At 62.4% G+C, this 18,961-nt stretch carries 18 protein-coding genes; 5 read left to right on the top strand and 13 right to left on the bottom strand.

Annotated elements, in window-relative coordinates; translation table 11 throughout:
- Nucleotides 1-887, bottom strand: an 887-nt coding sequence (locus tag JV201_RS14920) for a LysR family transcriptional regulator (RefSeq protein WP_219407180.1), incomplete at its 3' end; no start/stop codon positions are given.
- 110 nt (nt 888-997) lie between these two features.
- On the opposite strand from JV201_RS14920, the gene JV201_RS14925 reads away from it, so the two are divergent.
- On the top strand, nt 998-1,216 hold the full coding sequence (locus JV201_RS14925) for a DUF2790 domain-containing protein (RefSeq protein ID WP_178912780.1): 219 nt from the start codon (nt 998-1,000) through the stop codon (nt 1,214-1,216).
- On the opposite strand, the gene JV201_RS14930 is transcribed toward JV201_RS14925, so the two are convergent.
- The 8 genes from JV201_RS14930 to JV201_RS14965 form a co-directional block, all read right to left on the bottom strand.
- Entirely contained in the window at nt 1,213-2,460 is a 1,248-nt protein-coding gene (locus JV201_RS14930; RefSeq protein WP_219405630.1) for an OprD family porin, read from the bottom strand. The genes JV201_RS14925 and JV201_RS14930 overlap by 4 nt on opposite strands.
- Before the next feature lie 30 nt (nt 2,461-2,490).
- Nucleotides 2,491-3,825, bottom strand: coding sequence for an MFS transporter (locus JV201_RS14935; RefSeq protein ID WP_177029218.1), 1,335 nt, complete (start codon nt 3,823-3,825; stop codon nt 2,491-2,493).
- Nucleotides 3,826-3,880: 55 nt separating this feature from the next.
- Nucleotides 3,881-4,642 (bottom strand): 1,6-dihydroxycyclohexa-2,4-diene-1-carboxylate dehydrogenase, encoded by a 762-nt coding sequence (locus JV201_RS14940; protein ID WP_008433831.1) that lies wholly within the window; start codon nt 4,640-4,642, stop codon nt 3,881-3,883.
- A 10-nt stretch (nt 4,643-4,652) separates the two neighbouring features.
- On the bottom strand, nt 4,653-5,675 hold the full coding sequence (gene benC, locus JV201_RS14945; RefSeq protein ID WP_177021725.1) for a benzoate 1,2-dioxygenase electron transfer component BenC: 1,023 nt from the start codon (nt 5,673-5,675) through the stop codon (nt 4,653-4,655).
- 10 nt (nt 5,676-5,685) lie between these two features.
- Entirely contained in the window at nt 5,686-6,174 is a 489-nt protein-coding gene (gene benB / locus JV201_RS14950) for a benzoate 1,2-dioxygenase small subunit (RefSeq protein ID WP_008433833.1), read from the bottom strand.
- Entirely contained in the window at nt 6,171-7,547 is a 1,377-nt protein-coding gene (locus tag JV201_RS14955) for a Rieske 2Fe-2S domain-containing protein (protein ID WP_003210841.1), read from the bottom strand. The genes benB and JV201_RS14955 overlap by 4 nt, the downstream gene beginning before the upstream one ends.
- Before the next feature lie 85 nt (nt 7,548-7,632).
- Entirely contained in the window at nt 7,633-8,592 is a 960-nt protein-coding gene (locus JV201_RS14960) for an AraC family transcriptional regulator (RefSeq protein ID WP_008433834.1), read from the bottom strand.
- Between the two features lie 118 nt (nt 8,593-8,710).
- Complete coding sequence (locus tag JV201_RS14965; protein ID WP_102604625.1) at nt 8,711-10,111, bottom strand: DHA2 family efflux MFS transporter permease subunit; 1,401 nt, start codon at nt 10,109-10,111, stop codon at nt 8,711-8,713.
- A gap of 263 nt (nt 10,112-10,374) precedes the next feature.
- Here JV201_RS14965 and JV201_RS14970 point away from each other — a divergent pair, with 263 nt between their 5' ends.
- The 4 genes from JV201_RS14970 to JV201_RS14985 are packed head-to-tail and all read left to right on the top strand — an operon-like array spanning nt 10,375 to nt 14,294.
- Entirely contained in the window at nt 10,375-11,220 is an 846-nt protein-coding gene (locus JV201_RS14970; RefSeq protein WP_177067826.1) for an ABC transporter substrate-binding protein, read from the top strand.
- A 16-nt stretch (nt 11,221-11,236) separates the two neighbouring features.
- Complete coding sequence (locus tag JV201_RS14975) at nt 11,237-12,745, top strand: amino acid ABC transporter permease/ATP-binding protein (RefSeq protein WP_219405631.1); 1,509 nt, start codon at nt 11,237-11,239, stop codon at nt 12,743-12,745.
- Between the two features lie 17 nt (nt 12,746-12,762).
- Nucleotides 12,763-13,428 carry a GntR family transcriptional regulator gene (locus JV201_RS14980; RefSeq protein WP_003210850.1) on the top strand — a complete coding sequence of 222 codons (666 nt, stop codon included), beginning with the start codon at nt 12,763-12,765 and terminating at the stop codon, nt 13,426-13,428.
- Nucleotides 13,429-13,442: 14 nt separating this feature from the next.
- Nucleotides 13,443-14,294 (top strand): DUF1989 domain-containing protein, encoded by an 852-nt coding sequence (locus JV201_RS14985; RefSeq protein ID WP_008433843.1) that lies wholly within the window; start codon nt 13,443-13,445, stop codon nt 14,292-14,294.
- Nucleotides 14,295-14,324: 30 nt separating this feature from the next.
- Here JV201_RS14985 and JV201_RS14990 read toward each other — a convergent pair whose 3' ends face one another.
- The 4 genes from JV201_RS14990 to JV201_RS15005 are packed head-to-tail and all read right to left on the bottom strand — an operon-like array spanning nt 14,325 to nt 18,796.
- Nucleotides 14,325-15,299, bottom strand: a complete 975-nt coding sequence (locus JV201_RS14990; RefSeq protein WP_219405632.1) for an ABC transporter permease — start codon at nt 15,297-15,299, stop codon at nt 14,325-14,327.
- Nucleotides 15,296-16,288 (bottom strand): ABC transporter permease, encoded by a 993-nt coding sequence (locus JV201_RS14995; protein ID WP_219405633.1) that lies wholly within the window; start codon nt 16,286-16,288, stop codon nt 15,296-15,298. The genes JV201_RS14990 and JV201_RS14995 overlap by 4 nt, the downstream gene beginning before the upstream one ends.
- Nucleotides 16,275-17,810 (bottom strand): sugar ABC transporter ATP-binding protein, encoded by a 1,536-nt coding sequence (locus JV201_RS15000; RefSeq protein WP_219405634.1) that lies wholly within the window; start codon nt 17,808-17,810, stop codon nt 16,275-16,277. The genes JV201_RS14995 and JV201_RS15000 overlap by 14 nt, the downstream gene beginning before the upstream one ends.
- Nucleotides 17,810-18,796, bottom strand: a complete 987-nt coding sequence (locus JV201_RS15005) for a sugar ABC transporter substrate-binding protein (protein WP_003210861.1) — start codon at nt 18,794-18,796, stop codon at nt 17,810-17,812. Before JV201_RS15005 ends, JV201_RS15000 begins: the two co-directional genes overlap by 1 nt.
- Nucleotides 18,797-18,961 lie beyond the last annotated feature (165 nt).

The raw sequence follows: 18,961 nt of genomic DNA on the forward strand, positions 1-18,961 counted from the left end.
GCCAGCAACACCGGCAATTGCGCCTGCAAAAACGCTACCCATGTGCGCACCTTGGCATCCAGAAAACGCCTCGACGGGTACACCGCGAAAATACTGCGCTCTCGAAGCCTATACTCGGGTAACAGCCGCACCAGCGAACCATCGCGTAGCCCCGTGCTTGCACTGAAAAACGGCAACAGGCTGATGCCCATTCCTTCCTGCGTTGCCTTGACCATCGCATCCGCGACATTGGTCCTGAAGGTATCACCCGGCGCAATCCCAATCTCGCCCTCTTCCCCCTTGAACAGCCACGCATCCTCCTGGAAATCCTGAAGATGCAAACGTCGATGCTGCATCAACTGCCGCGGATGCTCGGGCACGCCGTACCTGGCCAAATATCCCGGTGCCGCACAGGGCACGCTGAATAACTGCCCGATCGTCTGGCTCACCAGCGCTGAATCCGGCAATGAATGGGCGATAGAGATCACTACGTCGTGGCCCTCTTCAAGCGGGTCCGGGTTGTGCTGGGACAGGGTCAACTCGATGGACACGTCCGGGTACTGCTCGCTGTAGCGGGCAATCAATGGTGTGATCAGCACGCCAAGCCCGCTCATGCAATGCAACCGCAACCGCCCACGCGGCTTGAGGTGGGCGCCGCTGGCTTCGGCGGTGGCGTCCCTCACGTCCTCAAGAATGTCGCGACAGCGCAACAGGAAACGCTCGCCCGAATCAGTAAGGCTCAGGCGCCGAGTGGTGCGCTGCAAAAGTCGGGTCTCAAGGTGTTTTTCCAGTTCGGCGATCAACCGCGACACGTGTGCGCCGGACATGTCCAAGGCCGCAGCCGCCGCAGCAAAGCTGCCTGTGTCGACAACTCGGGCGAACACCTGCATGCCATTGAGCAGGTCCATCAGCGTTGCCCCTCGATTGCTACCTGATACGTACGAGTCATTCACCTGTTCCTGTCTTTATCCCGCTGCGGCAATCACTAAAATGAACCCTACTCACAGAAGGACTCATAATGAATATCAAATGGCTCGGCCTGATCCTGCTCATCACCGCTACCGGCACCCTGGCGGCCGGTAGCGCTGGAGCACCGGATATCCAGCACATCGTTTCAATCACACCCGTGCCCGGCAGTTGCCAGGTAGAACCGGCGACGATGGTTTACCTCGACAGCCAGGGCGTCAGCCACACCCTCAACTACCAGGTCATGGGCACGTGCCAGGGCGGGGTTTAAAGCAGCTTCCAGGTGTAACTGAGGATCAGCCGGTTCTCGTCGATGTCGCTGCGGTAGTTGGAACGGGCCATGACATTGCGCACCCGAATGCCCAGGCCGCTCAATGTGCCGCTTTGCACCACATAGCCGATATCCAGGTCGCGCTCGCGATCCTTGCCTTCATAACCCGCGCCGGTGGTCACGTTGTTACCGGTGATATAACGCACGGTGGTGGTCAGCCCCGGAATGCCCAGCGCCACGAAGTCATAGTCGTACCGCACTTGCCAGGAGCGCTCGTCGGTGTAGGCAAACTCGTAGGTGGGTACTTCGTTGCCCAGCGGCGTGATGTTGGCGAAGACCCGCGGGAAGGCACTGTCGCCATACATGGCTTGATAACCGACGTAGAAGATATGGCCGCCATGCTTGGCCGACAGCAGCGAGAAAAACGCCTGGTTGTCGATCTTGCCGAGCAGTTTGTCGCCGTCTTCCCGGGCATCGTAGTAGCCGAGGTTGGCGCCGAGCGTCCACTCGCCCATTGGCTGGCTGTGCTTGAGGCCGACAAAGTCCTGGCGGTAGATGTCCTTGAGTTGGCCATGCCAGTAGCTGACGCTGGTGCGGTTGGTGTTGAAGGCGTAGTCGCCGCCGACGTAGTTGAACCCATCACTTTCAGCGCCGCGTTGCGGCACATGGCCGAGCATGGCGATCATTTTCTCGTCGCCGGCTTCGTTGCGCAGGCTGGTGGTGGTCAAGTGCCCGGCCTGCAGCGCAAGGCCGGCGATTTCGCCGGAGCTGACACTCACGCCCTGATAGCTCGGCGGCAGCAAGCGGATATCGCTGAAGGCTAGCACCGGCAGGTTCGGTTGCAGTTCGCCGACCTTCAATTCGGTCCTGGAAAACCTGGCCTTGAAGGTCAGGCCCAAACGGCTGTAATCATTCGGGGCGCTGCCGTCGCCCTTGACCGGGAGCAGGCCGGTATTGGTGCGGTCCGGGCTGCTGTCGAGCTTGAGGCCGAGGGTGCCCAGGGCATCCAGGCCAAAGCCCACGGGCCCCGGGGTGTAGCCGGATTTATAGGTCAGGATAAAACCCTGGCCCCACTCCTCTGCCTTTGATTGCTTGTTGGCGCCGACGATGTCCGAGAAATCGCGGCTGAAGTAATAGTTGCGCGCCTGCAAGGTGGCGGTGGATTCCTCGAAAAACCCGCCTTCGGCCGCCGTCGCCGCAAGGGGCACGCCCAACAGGGATAGCCAGATACGTTGTGTGTTCATGTCGTTGCTCTTAGTTATTGTTATCGACAGTTACTGCGCCGGGGCGGCGATCACCTCCTGCCGGCCCCGACGTTCATTCAGCGCATACGCCGTCATTGCCAGCACGGCGATGGCCCCGGGGATGGCAAAGGCCATGAAGTTCAGGTGCAGCGGCAGTTCAATCCCCATCAGCGCGCCGCCCAGCAGCGGGCCGACGATGGCGCCGGTACGACCGATACCGGAAGCCCAGCCCAGGCCGGTGGCTCGAATGTTCAAGCCATAGAGTTGTGCGGCGCCGGCGTACAGCAGGATTTGCGTGCCGATGGTGGTGGCGCCGGCAAAAAAGATCAGCAGGTACAGGACCGGCATCGGGCTCTTGATACCCAGCAGGCTGATGGAGAGCAGCGCGGCGATAAAGAAACCGATCACCACCTTCACCAGGTTAAGCCGGTCACACAGCCAGCCACCGACAAGCGCCCCGGCGATGCCGCCAAAATTCAGCGCCAGCAGGAACGACAGGCTCGATCCCAGGCTGTAACCGGCACCCGCCATCAGTTTGGGCAGCCAGGAACTCAGGGCGTAGACCATCAACAGGCAGCAGAAAAACGCGACCCAGATCGCCGCCGTCCTCAAGGCCAGGCCGTGGCGGAACAACTCCAGCACCGAAGCGCCCTTGCCTTTACCGGCGCTGACGAGCAGCTGGTCTTGCGGGTCGATCCCGGTCTGCGGCGACAGGCGCTTGAGCAGCTCACGCGCCTGTTCCTTGCGGCCCTGGCGAATCAGGAACCCGATGGACTCAGGCAACCAGTACACAATCAACGGCATCAGCAGCAGCGGGATCGCCGCGGCGAAGAACATGGACGACCAGCCAAAACGCGGCAGCATGAAAATCCCCACGCCGGCCGACAGCATGCCGCCCAGCGAGTACCCGCCAAACATCACCGCCATCAGGATGCTGCGCATTTTCTTCGGTGCGTATTCGGTAATCAGTGCGGCCGCATTGGGCATCAGGCCGCCACAGCCGAGCCCGGCAATAAACCGGCAGATTCCGAACTCAGTCGGGTTGCTGGCAAAACCGTTAATCACCGTGGCGACGCTGAACAAGGCAAAGCAGATGGCGATGCCTTTGCGGCGACCGAACTTGTCGGCCAGGCTGCCGAAGACCAGCGCGCCGAACATCATCCCGAACAGCGCATAACTGCCCAGAGCGCCGGCCTGCAGGGGCGATAGTCCCCATTCCTTCATGATCGACGGCAAGACCACGCCGTAGATGAACAAGTCATAACCGTCAAAGATCAACAGCACAGCACACAGGCTGACCACCAGCCAGTGGAAACGATTGAAATGGGCATTATCGATAATCGAATTGACGTCATGGGTACGCATGGCAGTGCTCTCATTATTGTTGTTGTGAGTCAGTGTCTGCAGGTACGGCGCTGGGTCAGCCGAGGTCGCCGCCTCCTACCGGCAAGGTGACGCCCGTGATGTAGGAGGCCTCATCAGAGGCGAGAAACAGAATCGCGCCGGCTTGTTCGTCGATGCTGCCGTAGCGCTTCATCGGGCTGCTGTCGAGGGTCTGGTCGACGATCTGCTGGTACCAGACGCGCTCCTGGTCGCTCTGGGGCTGGCTGTTGCGCGGGATCCGCCGCGGTGGCGCCTCGGTGCCACCGGGTGCGGTGGCGTTGACCCGAATGCCGCTGCCGGCGGTCTCCAGGGCCAGGCACGCGGTCAAGGCGTTGACGCCGCCCTTGGCCGCGCCATACGGCACACGGTTCACTCCGCGCGTGGCCACGGACGAGACATTGACGATGGCACCGCTGCCCTGCTCCAGCATGTAGGGCAACACGCAATGGCAGCACCACAGGGTCGGGAACAGCGAGCGGCGCACCTCGGCTTCGATTTCGTTCTCGGCGTAGTGCTCGAAGGGCTTGGCCCAGATAGTCCCGCCGACGTTGTTGACCAGGATGTCGATACGCCCGAACCGCGCCTTGGCAGCGGCCATCACACGGGCACATTCGGCATGCTGCTCCAGGTCGGCGGTGAGGATCAGCGCCCGCTCATGCTGCAATTCATGCACGAGTTCCGAGCGATCGACGGCCACCAGCCAGGCGCCCTCTTCCAGCAAACGCTCGGCAACCCGCCGACCGATGCCCTGGGCGGCGCCGGTCACCAGCGCAACCTGGGTGTTGAAACGTGGAGTCATGGGGGATTCCTCAGGCGGCGTCGCCGGTGACGATGGCGTTGGGGGTGAACTTCTCGTAGTGGAAGCTGGCGGGGGTGACGCCCTGGTTCTTGAAGTGCTGGCGTACCGCGTCGACCATCGGTGGCGGCCCGCACAGGTACACATCCACGTCGCCATCGTTCAGCACGTCAGCGGCCATGTGCTGGGTGACATACCCCTGCCGGGGGTGAGCGGTCTGGGGGTCGGCCACGCAGGTGACAAAACCGAAGTTGGGCAGGCGTTGGGCGAACGCCTCCAGCGCCTCGACCATCACCAGGTCCTGGTCCCGCGTCACGCCGTAGATCAGCGTGACCGGCCGGGTTTCCTCGCGCTCGGCCAACACTTCAAGCATCGACAGGAACGGCGCAAGCCCCGTACCACCTGCCAGCAACAGCAGTGGCCGCGCCACTTCGCGCAGGTAGAAACTGCCCAGCGGCCCGGTCATCGGCACCGCGTCGCCCGGCTGGGCACGCTCCAGCCAGCCACTCATCAACCCGCCGGGCACATGCTTGATCAAAAAGCTCGCGCGTTTGTCGCCGGGGCGACTGCTGAAGGAATACGCGCGGGTCTGCCCACTGTCGGGCACGCCAATATTCACGTATTGCCCCGGCAGGAACACCGGCGCCTGATCCAGTTCGAAGCTGACTTCCAATGCTGCATCGGCATGCCGGGTAATACTCGCCACCGTCGCGGCAAATTGCGCGGTGCCGGTCTTGCAGGCACCGGAAGGCACCGGCACGGCAATCACGCAGTCCGACTGCGGCACCATCTGGCAGGTGAGCACCTGGCGTTCGCCGGCTTCATCCTCGCTCAGGGCGTCTTCGATGTAGTCGTCGCCCAAATCATAGGCGCCGGTTTCACAGCGGCATTTGCAGGTGCCGCACACACCGTCGGAGCAGTCCATGGGCAGGTTGATACGTTGGCGAAAGGCCGCGTCGAGGACCTTTTCACCCACCTTGCAGTCGATGAAACGGGTTACCCCGTCCTCGAAGTTCAGGGCAATGGAGTACGTCATGGGCGTGTCCTCAGATGTGGTAGATATCGATGACCTGATGGATGTAGTCGTTTTTCAGCACCACCTTCTTGCGCGTGATCAGCGGCTGTTCGGCGCGGATATCGAGGCGATAGAACGAGGTACCGAAGTACGTATCCGTGGTCTTGTAGCGATGGCTGAGGGTTTGCCAGTTGAAACGCAACTCCACGTGCTGCCCGTCGTCGGCCAGCACTTCGAGGTTGGTGATCAGGTGCGCGGTGCGCGGCTCCGGGGTGCTGGCGCTGGAGCGTTCGGTCTTGATCCGGAACACCCGGTCTTCCAGGCCGTCGCGGCTGGGGTAATAGATCAGCGAGATTTCGCTCTGGGGGTCTTCGGTCAGCGTGTCGTGGTCGTCCCAGGCCGGCATCCAGTACTCGACCTTGGGTGAATAGCATTCGAGCCACTCATCCCACTGGCGGTCATCCAGCAGGCGGGCTTCGCGGTACAGAAAGTCCAACAGGCGGTCACGGGAAGCACTCATGCCAGCACCTCCTTGTCCGTCGCGATCAAGCCTTGCTGCTCCCGTTCGATAGCGCGTTGCAGGCTCTGGGCCCAGTGGGCGTGCTGGCGCACGAACAGGCCTTCGTCCTCGGTCTTGACGCCACTGAGCTGCGGATTCATGCCCATGGCCCGGGCGTTTTCGTCAGGGCCTTCGACCCACTGTTTGGCGCCGCGGCTGAGGTCATTCCACAAGGTGGTCGCACCCTGGTAGCCGGTCTGGCAGGCGCGGAACTCTTCCAGATCGTCCGGTGTACCCATGCCGCTGACGTTGAAGAAATCTTCGTACTGGCGGATGCGCGTGGTGCGTTCCTCGGCACTTTCGCCCTTGGGCGCCATGCAATAGATCGTGACTTCGGTCTTGTCGACCGCGATTGGCCGTACCACGCGGATCTGCGTGGAGAACTGGTCCATCAGGTACACATTCGGGTAGAGGCACAGGTTGCGGGTTTGGTCGACGATAAAATCGGCGCGTTCCTGGCCCAGGCGCTCGGCCAGCGCCTCGCGATGGGCATGCACCGGACGCACTTCGGGGTTGAGCAGGCGCGTCCACAGCAGGATATGGCCATGCTCGTAGGCGTACACGCCGCCCAGGCTTTTCGACCAGCCATTGGCATCCACGGTGCGCGTGCCTTCGGCTTCGTAATTGCGCCGGCCCATGGTCGCCGAGTAGTTCCAGTGCACGGAGCTGACGTGATAACCGTCGGCGCCGTTTTCGATCTGCAGCTTCCAGTTGCCGTCATACACATATGACGAACTGCCCCGCAGCACCTCCAGCCCCAGCGGGGCCTGGTCGACCATCTGGTCGATGATCACCCGGGTCTCACCCAGGTAGTCGCTCAGCTCCGGCACCGTCTCGCTGAGGCTGCCGAACAGGAAGCCGCGATAGTTTTCGAAGCGACCAAGGCGTTTCAAGTCGTGGGAGCCGTCACAGTCGAAGCTGTCGGGGTAGGCGCCGGTCTTGGCGTCCTTCACTTTGAGCAGCTTGCCGGCGTTGCTGAAGGTCCAGCCGTGGAACGGGCAGGTAAACGAGCCTTTGTTGCCTTGTTTACGGCGGCAGAGCATGGCGCCACGGTGGGCGCAGGCGTTGACCAGGCCGTGCAGCGTGCCGTGTTTGTCACGGGTGATGACCACGGGCTGGCGGCCGATCCAGGTGGTGAAGTAGTCGTTGATCTCCGGCACCTGGCTTTCGTGTGCCAGGTAGACCCAACCGCCTTCGAAAATGTGCTTCATTTCCAGGGCAAACAGGTCGGGGTCGGTGAAGATGTCGCGGCGGCAGCGGAACACCCCGGTGGCGGGATCTTCCTGGACGGAGTCGCGCAATTGTCGGGCGAGTCGGTCGAATGTGCTGATCATGGGGTAGGCCCTCGGTTGTTCTTGTATCAGGCCCCCCCACCTTATGTGCTTGCCCTACCCCTCAATATCCGCTGACTGCAATTCGTTATCCGCCTGGCGCGAGCCGGCGCTTCCACGTTTGCGAGGGCAGCTCGCCAAAGCGTTTGCGATAGGCCTCGGAGAACCGCCCCAAATGCACAAACCCATGATCCAGCGCCACCTCCGTCACGCTGCGCGCCGTGGCCAGTTGCAGCATGGCGTGCACCCGCTCCAGCTTGCGCTGGCGCATGTAGTCACGGGGTGACAGGCCGACCTGGCGTTCAAACAAGGTATACAACGAACGCTCGCTGACCCTGGCGATGGCCATCAGTTGTTCGACGCTGATGTCGTCGGCCAGGTGCTCCTCGATGAACTGACGCACGGCTTCAAAGCCCCCACCCTGATCCGGTCGCGGAATCACCCGCAGGACGTTGCTGGCCAGCAGCGCCAACAGCTTGTTCGCCACAATGCGCTCGTACAGGCCCTGCACTTCGGGTTCGGCGGCGTTTTCGGCCTCATGGCAGATCAGCCCCAGCAATTGCAGGAACCCACCCATTTCGGCAAGTGCGTGGCGCGGCGCCGCAAAACGGATGCCCGGCTGCGGCAACGTCCAGTGCTGCTCAAGGCAGGCGTTTTCCAGCAGGCGCACGGGCACCTTGACGATGAATTTTTCGCAGTCGGCGGAATAGGTCAGGTCTACCGGGTCATCCGGGTTGATCAGCAGCACTTCGCCGGGGCCCAACACCTGTTCTTCGCCACGGGAGCTCGAGCGGCAGTGGCCGTGCAGCAGGATCTGCAGGTGGTAGATGGTTTCCAGCGCCACCGAGGTCACCCGCACCGGCGCGCCGTAGCTGATGCGGCACAGGTCCAGGCTGGAAAAGGTCCGGTGGCTGATGCTTGCCTGCGGGCGGCCCTTGGGCGGCAGGCGGATGCAGTGGCTGCCGACATGCTGGTTGACGTAGTCGGACACGGCATAGGCATCTGCACGGTCGAAAATCTGGCTGCGCTCACTCAATAGCACGGTCATGGTTGCGCCTTTTATTGTTATGGGCCCTGCGTATGTACTTCACCGCAGAGTGATGCGGGGGACGCAAGCCGTCCAATATTCAATAGGTGTTGCTTCATACCCCGAAGGTATCGTGGGTTCACTTTCGCTGCAAAACCGACTCACCGGCCTGGGGCGGCAGCCGCAGGTTATCCAACAGCGCCACGCCGGCGATCACCGCCACTAGAAGAAACGTCAGCTGGAAATCGGCGGTGGCGGCCTGCCCGGTATTGCCGTGAAAATTCATGGCAAAACGTAACAACAGCGCGCCAATCGCCACGCCCATGGCCATGCTCAGCTGGAAGAACATGCTGAACAAGGTTGAGGCGTCGCTCATCTGCGCCTTGGGTATATCAGCGAACCCCAGGGTGTTGAACAAGGTGAACTGCATGGAGCGTGACAGGCCACCCACGAACAGAATGAACAGGATCAGCGCCCAGCTCATGCGCTCGTCCAGCAGCGCACAGGCCGCAATCGCGAGCACGCCAAGGATGCCGTTGATCATCAGCACCGAGCGAAAGCCCCAGCGCTGCATCACCGCCGTGGTGAACGGCTTCATCGCCAGGTTGCCGGCAAATACCGCGAGCACCAGCAACCCCGCATCGAATGCAGAAAGGCCGAACGCCAGTTGAAACATCAGCGGCAGCAGGAACGGCAAGGTGCTGATGGCCACCCGGAAAATCGACCCGCCGCACAGGCACACACTGAACGTGCGCACACTCACCACACCCAGCGCCAGCAATGGTTGGGCATGCCGGCGCATATGGCGCCAGGCAAAGGCACCGAGCATCACGCCTGCAGCGCTGAGTAACAGGCCCTGCAACAAGCTGCCACGGCTTTGCCCGAGCAGTTCCACGCCGTACAACAGCGCCGCGCTGGCGACACCCACCAGCAGGAAGCCGCTGAAATCGAATGAGCGGGACGTGACCTCGTCGTGTTTGGGGATCAGTACCAGCGTGGCAATCAGCGCCAGCAGGCCCAGCGGCAGGTTGAGGTAGAAAATCCACGGCCAGGACGCGTGGGTAACGATAAACCCGCCCACAGGCGGCCCGAGTATCGGCGCCACCAGGCCGGGCCAGGTGATGAATGAGATCGCCCGCACCAGGTCTTTTTTCTCGGTAGCCCGCAGCACCGCCAGGCGCCCCACCGGCACCATCATCGCGCCGCTGATGCCCTGCAACACGCGCGCGGCGACGAAGGTCTGCAGGCTGTCGCTCCACCCGCACAGCAGTGACGACAGGCTGAACAGCACGATTGCCCAACCGAATACCCGCCGCGAGCCAAAGCGGTCGGCCAGCCAGCCGCTGATGGGAATGAACACCGCGACGGCGAGCATGTAGGCGCTCATACCGATGTTCACGTCCACCGCGCCCACGCCGAAGGTTTTGGCGATGTCCGGCAACGCGGTGGCGATCACTGTGGCGTCCAGGTTTTCCATGAAGAAGGTGACGGCGACCAACAAGGCAATCAGGGTTGAGCGGCGTTGGGAGGTCGACGTCATTGCTGTTCACTCATGGTTTCGAATCGGCACTTTATCAATAAGTGCGTCCTTTATGGTCCGCGAAATGCCTGCCTCACAACGTGGCGCCCGGTAACGAATTGCCCCGAATTGGGGTGCGCGCTTGCAAAAAACGGCTGTCTCACGCGTCAAAACCCATCAAAAACCTGGAAAAGTCATTAGTTGGCACGATAACCGCTTATTAGCTAATACAGGATTGTTGAACAATCCAAATCTCCCTGCATCCAGCAACCGAGGCGACGAACATGCAAAAAGGTCTGACGGGCAAGAACACCCTGCGCACATTGGCGCTAGCGATCACCCTGGCGTGCGTGACGCCGCTGCTGTCGGCTGCCGAAATCAAGGGCACCCTGAAACCGGGCGAGCTGTCCATCGGCTCCGACCTCACCTACCCGCCTTACACCTACCTTGAGCAAAAGACCCCGGCCGGTTTCGACCCGGAGTTCATGCAACTGATGGGCAAGCAACTGGGGCTCAAACCACGTTTTCTCGACACCCGTTTCGCCAACCTGATCCTCGGCGTCAACGCCCGGCGTTTCGACGTGGTGGCCTCGGCGCTGTACGTCACCCCCGAGCGCGCCAAACAGGTGGATTTCCTCAGCTACTTGAAGACCGGTTCTTCGCTGATGGTGCTCAGTGCCGGCGACTTCAAGCCCCAGCGCCCGGAAGACCTGTGCGGCAAGCGCGTCGGGTCGATCAAGGGCGCGTCGTGGGTGCCAAAGCTGAACAAGGTTTCGGCGGACTACTGCCTTCCTGCGGGCAAGCCGGCGATCGAGTCGCGTGAGTTCCCGACGTCTCCGGAAGCCGCCCAGGCCCTGCTCGCCCAGGCGGTGGACGTGCAGATGGAAGACGCGGCGGTTGCCAAGATCACCGTGGAAAAACTGCAAGGCAAAACCGTGATCAGCTCCAGCGAGTTGATCTACCCGGTGGTGGTCGGCCTGGCCGTGCGCAAGGAAAACCCTGCACTGCTCCAGGCGCTGACCGGCGCCCTGAGCCAGATCAAGCAGGACGGCAGCTACGGCAAGCTGCTGGCGCGCTACAACCTGGCCGAGCCGAACGCCGCCGAGATCAGTGCGGCACTGGGTAACTGAAACGCGGAGCACTTTTATGCAATTCGATTGGCACTACACCCTGGGTTTGTTATGGAACGGCGACTTCTGGCGAGCCGTCGGCACCGTGGTCGAACTGAGCCTGGAAACCTGGCTGCTGGGCATTGTGCTGGGGTTTTTCCTGGCCCTGGCGCGGCAGTCGGAGCGCCGCTGGCTGCGGGACTCCGCCGGCGTCTACATCTGGTTCTTCCGCAGCCTGCCGTTGCTGGTGCTGTTGATCTTCGTCTACAACCTGCCGCAGGTGTTTCCGTCCACCAGCGTGGTGTTGTCCAACCCCTACTCCGCGGGCCTGATCGCCCTGGTGCTGAGTGAGGCGGCCTACATCGCCGAGATCCATCGGGGCGGCCTGCTGGCGGTGGTCAAGGGGCAGCGCGAAGCCGGCAAGGCGCTGGGCGTGGGTTATCGCGGCGTGCAGCGGTTGATTGTGGTGCCGCAGGCGCTGCGGGTTGCGTTGCCCACACTGGCCAACGAATACATCACCATCGTCAAGCTCACCTCGCTGGTGTCGGTGATTTCGCTTTCGGAAATCCTGCTGGTGGGCCAACAACTCTACACCCAGAACTTCCTGGTGATGGAGACCATGCTGGCCGTGGCGTTCTATTACGTGCTCATCGTGACGGTGTTCAGTTGGCTGTTGCGGGTGCTGGAGAATCACCTGGACGTGACCCGGCGCAAACCCAAGGCCATCGCCCCCGCCGTGCTCGACCAGGTGGCCACACGTCGTGCCCCCGGCCAGGCCGAGCCCGGTGAGTTTGCCTTGCAGGCTCGCGGGGTGCGCAAGGCCTATGGCGAGCTGGAAGTGCTCAAGGGCGTCGAACTGAATGTGCGCTGGGGCGAGGTGGTGTCGATCATCGGCCCGTCAGGCTCGGGCAAGACTACGCTGATTCGTACCATGAACGGCCTCGAAAGCCTCGACCGTGGCGAAATCACCCTGCAAGGCCAGCCGTTCCTGCGTGGCAGCCAGGAGCCGCAAGGCGCGCTGGGGCACAAGGTGCATATGCGCGGCATCGTGCATGTCGGCATGGTGTTCCAGGGGTTCAACCTGTTCCCGCATAAAACCGCCCTTGAGAACGTGATGCTCGCGCCGGTCTACCATGCCCATGGTAGCGGCGAAGAACTGCGCCTGTTGAGCCTGGCCCTGTTGCGCAAGGTCGGCATGCTGGAGCACGCCGGCAAATACCCGCACCAGCTATCCGGCGGGCAACAGCAACGGGTGGCGATTGCCCGCGCCCTGGCGATGCGGCCCTCGGTGATGCTGTTCGATGAACCCACCTCGGCCCTCGACCCGGAACTGGTGGGCGACGTACTGGCGGTAATCGAGGAATTGGCTCGCGAGGGCATGACCATGGTCATCGTCACCCATGAAATGAACTTCGCGTTCAAGCTTTCCGATCGTGTGGTGTTCATGGAAGGCGGCGAGATTATCCAGGACGCCGCACCGCGTGACATGCTCGAGCAACGCAGTGAACGCATGACCAAGTTCCTCAAAGACGTCCAACTGGCGTGAGCCCAAGGAGCCCCGACGTGAGCCAAGCCAAGGAACCCAGCCTGTCGCTGGCCGACCAGGTTGCCATCGAACTGCGCGAAGACATCATCGGCGGCCGCCTGCTGCCCGGCATGCCGCTGGTGGAAAGCGAACTGGTGAACGCCTACAACGCCTCGCGCAACACGGTGCGTGAAGCCTTGCACCACCTGGGCCGCGAAGGCCTGACCAGCTACGTGCGCAACAAAGGCGTGATCGTGCGCCGCCTGGGGGTGGAGGAAGTGCGTGACATCTTCAAGGTGCGACGCACCCTGGAACTGCAGGCCATCGCCGCCAGCAAGCCGCTGCGCGAATACCAGTCCGACCTGATGCTGGAGTCCATCGAGGCCGCGCAGCTGGCCCAGGACCGCGAGAACTGGCAAGCCTTCGGCACCCACAGCCTGCGCTTTCACCAACATATTGTCGGGCTGATGCGCAGCCCGTTGCTGGACGAGTTTTTTACCCATATTGCAGCCCAGATGCGCCTGGTGTTTTCCAACGCGCCCAGCGAGGAAACCTTCCAGAAGCCCTGGCTGGAGCGCGACCGGCAGATTCACGACTTGCTGGTTGACGGCCACAAGCAAGCCGCCGGCGAAGCCCTGGCCAGCTACCTCAATGACTCCGAATCGCTGCTGCTGGACATCCTGAGCAGCATTCCAAAACCCTGAAGCGAGGACCCACCATGTACAAGGACTACCCAGCGGCCTACCAAGTCAGCAAAGGCGCTGCCTTGCAGGTCGACAAAGCCTTCTATGACCGCGTGCGCGAGTCCCGGGACGGCCGCACCCTGATCGAGCAATTCGAAGTGCCGATCCGCACCGGCCGCGCCTGGAAAGTACCGGCAGGCCATGTGTTCCGCGTGACCACGCCGGTTGGCCCGCAGGTCGGCGACTTCAACGTGTGGAGCGCAAACGACCCCCGCGAACGCATGTGGGCGGCGCGCACCCGCCAGCTGCAAGGCGCGCACGTCACCACCTACGACCGCCTGTGGTCGAACCTGCCGTTTTTGCGGCCGATGGTCACCATCACCGACGACAGCCTGGCCGACTATGGCATCGACGAACACGGCGGGCGCCTGCATGACTTGCTGGGCACGCGCTGCGACCCTTACGTGAACAAGATGCTCACGGGCGAAGACTTCCACCACCACTGCCACTCCAACCTGACCCGCGCCGTGCTGCCCCATGGCCTGACCGAGTTCGACGTGCACGACGTGCTGAACATTTTCCAGTGCACCGGCCTCAATCACGACGACATGTACTTCATGAAAGCCTGCCCGGCCAAGCAGGGCGACTATCTGGAGTTCTTCGCCGAAATCGACCTGCTGTGTGCCCTCTCCACCTGCCCCGGTGGCGACCTGTCGCTGCCGATGTGGGGCCCGGATGCGGAAGACCCGTTGAAGGTCTGCCGTCCGCTGGGGGTGGAAATCTACCGCCTCGACGACGCGCTGCTGGAGGGCTGGAAACAACCCGAGCGCGCCGCCTATAACGGCAACCATGGCCTGCTGATTGCCAAGGCTGACTGGGAAAAGTAACGGGCAGACCGACACCTGGGGCGCCGCGCCTCAGGCGTTCTGCGCAATCCTGCGGCTGATGAAACTGAAGGCCAGAACAATAAATATCAGCACGCCGGTTGCCACCTGCTGCCAGTAGAAGTTCCAGCCGATCAACAGCAAGCCATTGGCGATGACGTTGATGAACAGCACCCCCAGCAATGTGCCCGGAATATTCGCCCGGCCCTGGCGGTTCAATGTGGTGCCGATAAACACCGCACCAATCGCATTCAGCAGGAACGCATTGCCCGACAGCGGCACATAGGCACTCACCGTCGAACTGAGCAGGATCCCCGCCACCGCGCACGCCAGCGCCGCCGCCAGCACCGTGGTGGTGACGATGCGCCGCACCGACAAGCCCGAGTAATAAGCCAGCAGCGGCTGGGTACCCTGGGCCAGCAGTTCGCGCCCCAGGCGTCCACGGGCCAGCAACAGGCCGTAGACCACGGCCAATACCAGCACGATCAACAGCGGCAAGGGCACGCCCAACGGGCTGAAGCTCGCCAGTTCCGGCTTGAAACCCTGGGCGATATAAATTGGCTGGCCGCCGTCCGAGAGCAGTTGCTGGGCACTGGTGCCGATAAACAAGGTGCCGAGGGTGGCCAGGAACGGGCTGATCCGCAGCCCCGCGATCAAGCCGGCATTGAACAGTCCTACCAGCAGCCCGGCGGCCAACGCACCGGCAATCGCCACACCCAGCCCGTGCCCGGCGTTAAGCAACACCACGAAGCTGAAGCTGGCGAAATCCAGCGCGGTGCCTACCGACAGATCGATGCCACCGGCCGCCACCGCATAGGTCATGCCGATCGCAACAATCGCCAGCAGCACGAAGTTATTCAGCACCAGGCTTTTCAGGTTGCCGCCACTGAGAAACCCCGGGGCCTGCCAGGCAAACACCACCACGATGGCCACGAACACCAGCGGCAACGTCAGGGGCAACAGCGAACGCCAGCCGCCATGGGCTTGCAGGATGGATACCTGACTCATGAATGTTCTCCCCGGTTCAATGCGCTGGAAGCGGCGACCACCAGCAGAATCAGCACGCCCTGGACACCGTTGACCCAGAAGCTCGATACGTTGAGCAACTGAAACCCGTTGATCAAAAAGCCGATCAACAGCGTCGCGAGCAAGGTGCCGGGGATGCTAGCCACCAGTCGCCGGGAAAACACCACGCCAAGAAAGGCTATGGCGATCACCGACAACAGCATGTCGCCGGAGCCGGTGGTGCTGCCGCTGAAAAATGCCGCTGAACACAAAGCCGCCACCGCGGCACACAGCCCAGAGAGCAAATAACTGGAGAGTACGTAGGCCGGCACTCGAATCCCGGCGGCCTCGGCGGCGTGCGGGTACTCGCCGACGGCATGCAGGCGCAGCCCATAGGCGGTGTGCTGGATCAGCAGCGTCAACACAAAGGCCGTCACCAGCAACACCCAGGCGAGTGCCGGCACGCCCAGCCAGGTCCCGCCACTGAGCAGGTCGAGCAACGGTGAGTCAGTCGAGACCACGGTGTTTTCGGTGAGGACCAGCTCCAGCCCGGCCAGTACATTCATGCTTGCCAGCGTTGCGAGCAACGGTGGCAAGCGCAGCACCACCACGGCCAGGCCATTGAGCAGGCCCACCGCCAGGCCGCAACCCAAGGTCAGCAGCAGGCTTGCCCACAGGTCGAGGCCTGCGTTGTTGAGTCGACTGAACACGGCCGCGCACAAGCCCAAATTGGCCGCCAGCGACAGATCAAGCCCGCCGGCCACCACGTTGGAGCCGCCGCCGATAATCACGCAGGTCAGGCCAAAGGCAAGTACGCCGAGGATCGCCGACTGGCTGAACACATTCGCGATATTGCCGACTGAAAAGAAGTTCGGCGCGGCGACTGCAAAGCCCAGCAAAATCGCGAGGAATACGCCCACCGAGCCGCGCCGCAACAGCAGTACCCATAACCGTTGGGACAAGCCAGGGGTAGCAGCTTCAAGCAGGGACATGCGCCACCTCCTGTTTCACCTGCACAGCCACTGTGGACTGCACCGCACCCGTGGCACACGCCAACAGTTGATCACTGTCCGCCTCACCGGCATGGAACTCCCCGGCTATTTCACCGCGATGCAACACCAGGATGCGGTCGCAGATCCCCAACAGCTCGGGCAAATCCGAAGACAGCACAAGCACCGCTGCGCCCTCTTCCACCAGCCGCCCGATCACGCGATAAATCTCGACCTTGGCGCCGACGTCCACACCTACGCACGGTTCGTCCAACAGGTACACCGCCGAGCGCCGGCTCAGCCATTTGCCCAGGGCGACTTTCTGCTGGTTGCCGCCGCTGAGCTGGCTGACGGCAGCCTGCGGGCCCGGCGTCTTGATCGCCAACTCGTCGATCAGCCGCAGGCTTTCGGCCTGCTCCTTACGCTGGCTCAGTAACCCCCAGCGACTGAAACGCCCAAGCCCGGCGAGCGTGAGGTTTTCCAGCACCGACAGCAGCGGTGAAATCCCCTGGCTGCGGCGTTCTTCCGGCACCAGTGCAATCCCTTGGGCAATGGCTTCTCCGGGTGAACGCAGGCGCAACAAACGCCCCTCCAGATGAATGCTGCCGCTGTCGGCGCGCACCACACCGAACAGGGTCTTGAGCAGGTCCTTGGCGCCCGACCCGACCAGCCCGGTGAGGCCGACGATCTCGCCACGACGCAATTCCAGGTCGATCTGCCGGTAGCGCCGGGCCAGGTTCAGCCCACGCACCTGCAGCAATGGTTCGCCGCGCTCGACCTGCGCCTTGGGGTACATCTCCTGGACCTCGCGGTTGACCATCAACCGCGCAATCTGCGCGCTGGAGGTGTGCCGTGGCTCAACCACGGCCACATCTCGACCATTGCGCAACACCGTCACTTCATCGCACAGGCTGTCGATTTCCTGCAGGTAATGGGAGATGTAGAGGATCGACAAACCCTGGTCCCGCAGGCGCTTGACGATCCGCAGCAGCTGGTCGACTTCGCGCTTGACCAGCGCCACGCTGGGCTCGTCGAACACCAGGATCTTCGGCTGGCGAATCAACGCCCGGGTGATTTGCAGCACCTGGCGCTCGGCGCTGTTCAGCTCGCCTACCAACGCGTCGGCGGGCAGTTGCAGCTCAAAATATTCCGCCAGCAAACGTTCTGCCTCGCGCTGCTGCCGGCGCCGATCCACAAACGGACCCCGGCGTAATTCATGCCCGAAGAACAGCGCTTCATCCACGGTAAAACTCGCGGGCAACAGCCGCTCCTGATGGATGAACTGCACGCCCAACGCGTCCACCTGGCGTGGCGACAGTGCGGCATACGGCTGGCCGTCAATGCTCACCTGCCCCGAGTCCGCCTTGTGGATGCCCGCCAGGACCTTGATCAAGGTCGACTTGCCGGCACCGTTCTCGCCCACCAGGCCGTGAATGGTGCCGCGCTCGACCTTCAGGCTCGCATCATCCAGCGCCAGGGTGGCGCCGAAGCGTTTGCGCAGGTGCTGCAAGTGCAACGCGGCCATCAATCACCCCGCAGTTGCTGGACCTGCGCCAGGTTGGCGGCGGTGGTCAGCAGCGTCGGCACATGGGTTTCCTTGGGCAGGTCACGCTGCCCGGCCAGGTAGCGGGCCACGTTCTGCACAGCAGTCTTGCCGATCAGCGCCGGTTGCTGGGCGACTACCGCGCCCACCGGCGAATTGGCCTGGCCGAGCAGCTCCAGTACTTCCGGCGTACCGTCCACGCCGTAGGTCTTGATCTCGGTGCGCTTGGCGTCGATCAACGCCTTGCTTGCCCCCAGTTGCGGAATGTCCCACGCCGCCCAGATCGCCGAGACACTGCCGGCCGGGTACTTGTTGAGCAACGCGGACACCTGGGAATAGGCATCCTGCACGGTGTTGGGGATCACATCCCGCAGCTCCGGCTCGATGATTTCCAGTTGCGGGTGATCCTTGAGCGCCAGCTTCAACTGGTCGTAGCGAATCGCGCACACCGGCACGCCGTAGAAGCCGTTGAACACCAGGATCTTGCCCTTGCCGCCGGCATCCTTGATCAACTGATCGGCCAGGGCCTTGCCGGTGGCGACGTTATCCGAGGTGGTGTTGTTGAGGCTGTACTGCGACGGCGCGTCGATGGTGAACAGCGGGATGCCGGCCTTGCTGATGCGCTTGAGCCACGGGTCGATCACGCTCAGGGTGCCGAGGGTCTGGATCACCGCATCGGGTTTCTGGGTGACCACGGTTTGCAGTTGGGTCACCAGGTTCTTGTCGTTGCGCCCTGCATCCAGGGTGATCGGCGTGCCGCCGAGGCGCTTGATCTCATCGACCTGGGCCTGGAAGGCCTTGATATCGAAGTAGTGACTGGTGCCGGTCATGCTCACGGCAATGCGCTTGCCGGCCAGGGACGGCACCGCGTCATCGCCCTCGGCGGCCTGGGACACGGCGGCGTGGCCCAGCAACAACGCTGCGCCGAGCAAGATGTAACGTGAACGCGAGAAAAAGGTGCAAGGCATACAGGGCTCCGCTGAGCAACGGGTGAAAGGGTTCACCTGTGTGCATTGCAGAGCCCATGCCATAAATTATTGTGAATAAAATCAATTAGATGAAAACAATGGACAAGGCCTTGCTGTCCCGCCCAAACCACAACTGTCCGACTGCTGTTGCCCAGCCAACAGTTG

Source organism: Pseudomonas sp. Colony2, from assembly GCF_019382755.1.
Taxonomy (GTDB): domain Bacteria; phylum Pseudomonadota; class Gammaproteobacteria; order Pseudomonadales; family Pseudomonadaceae; genus Aquipseudomonas.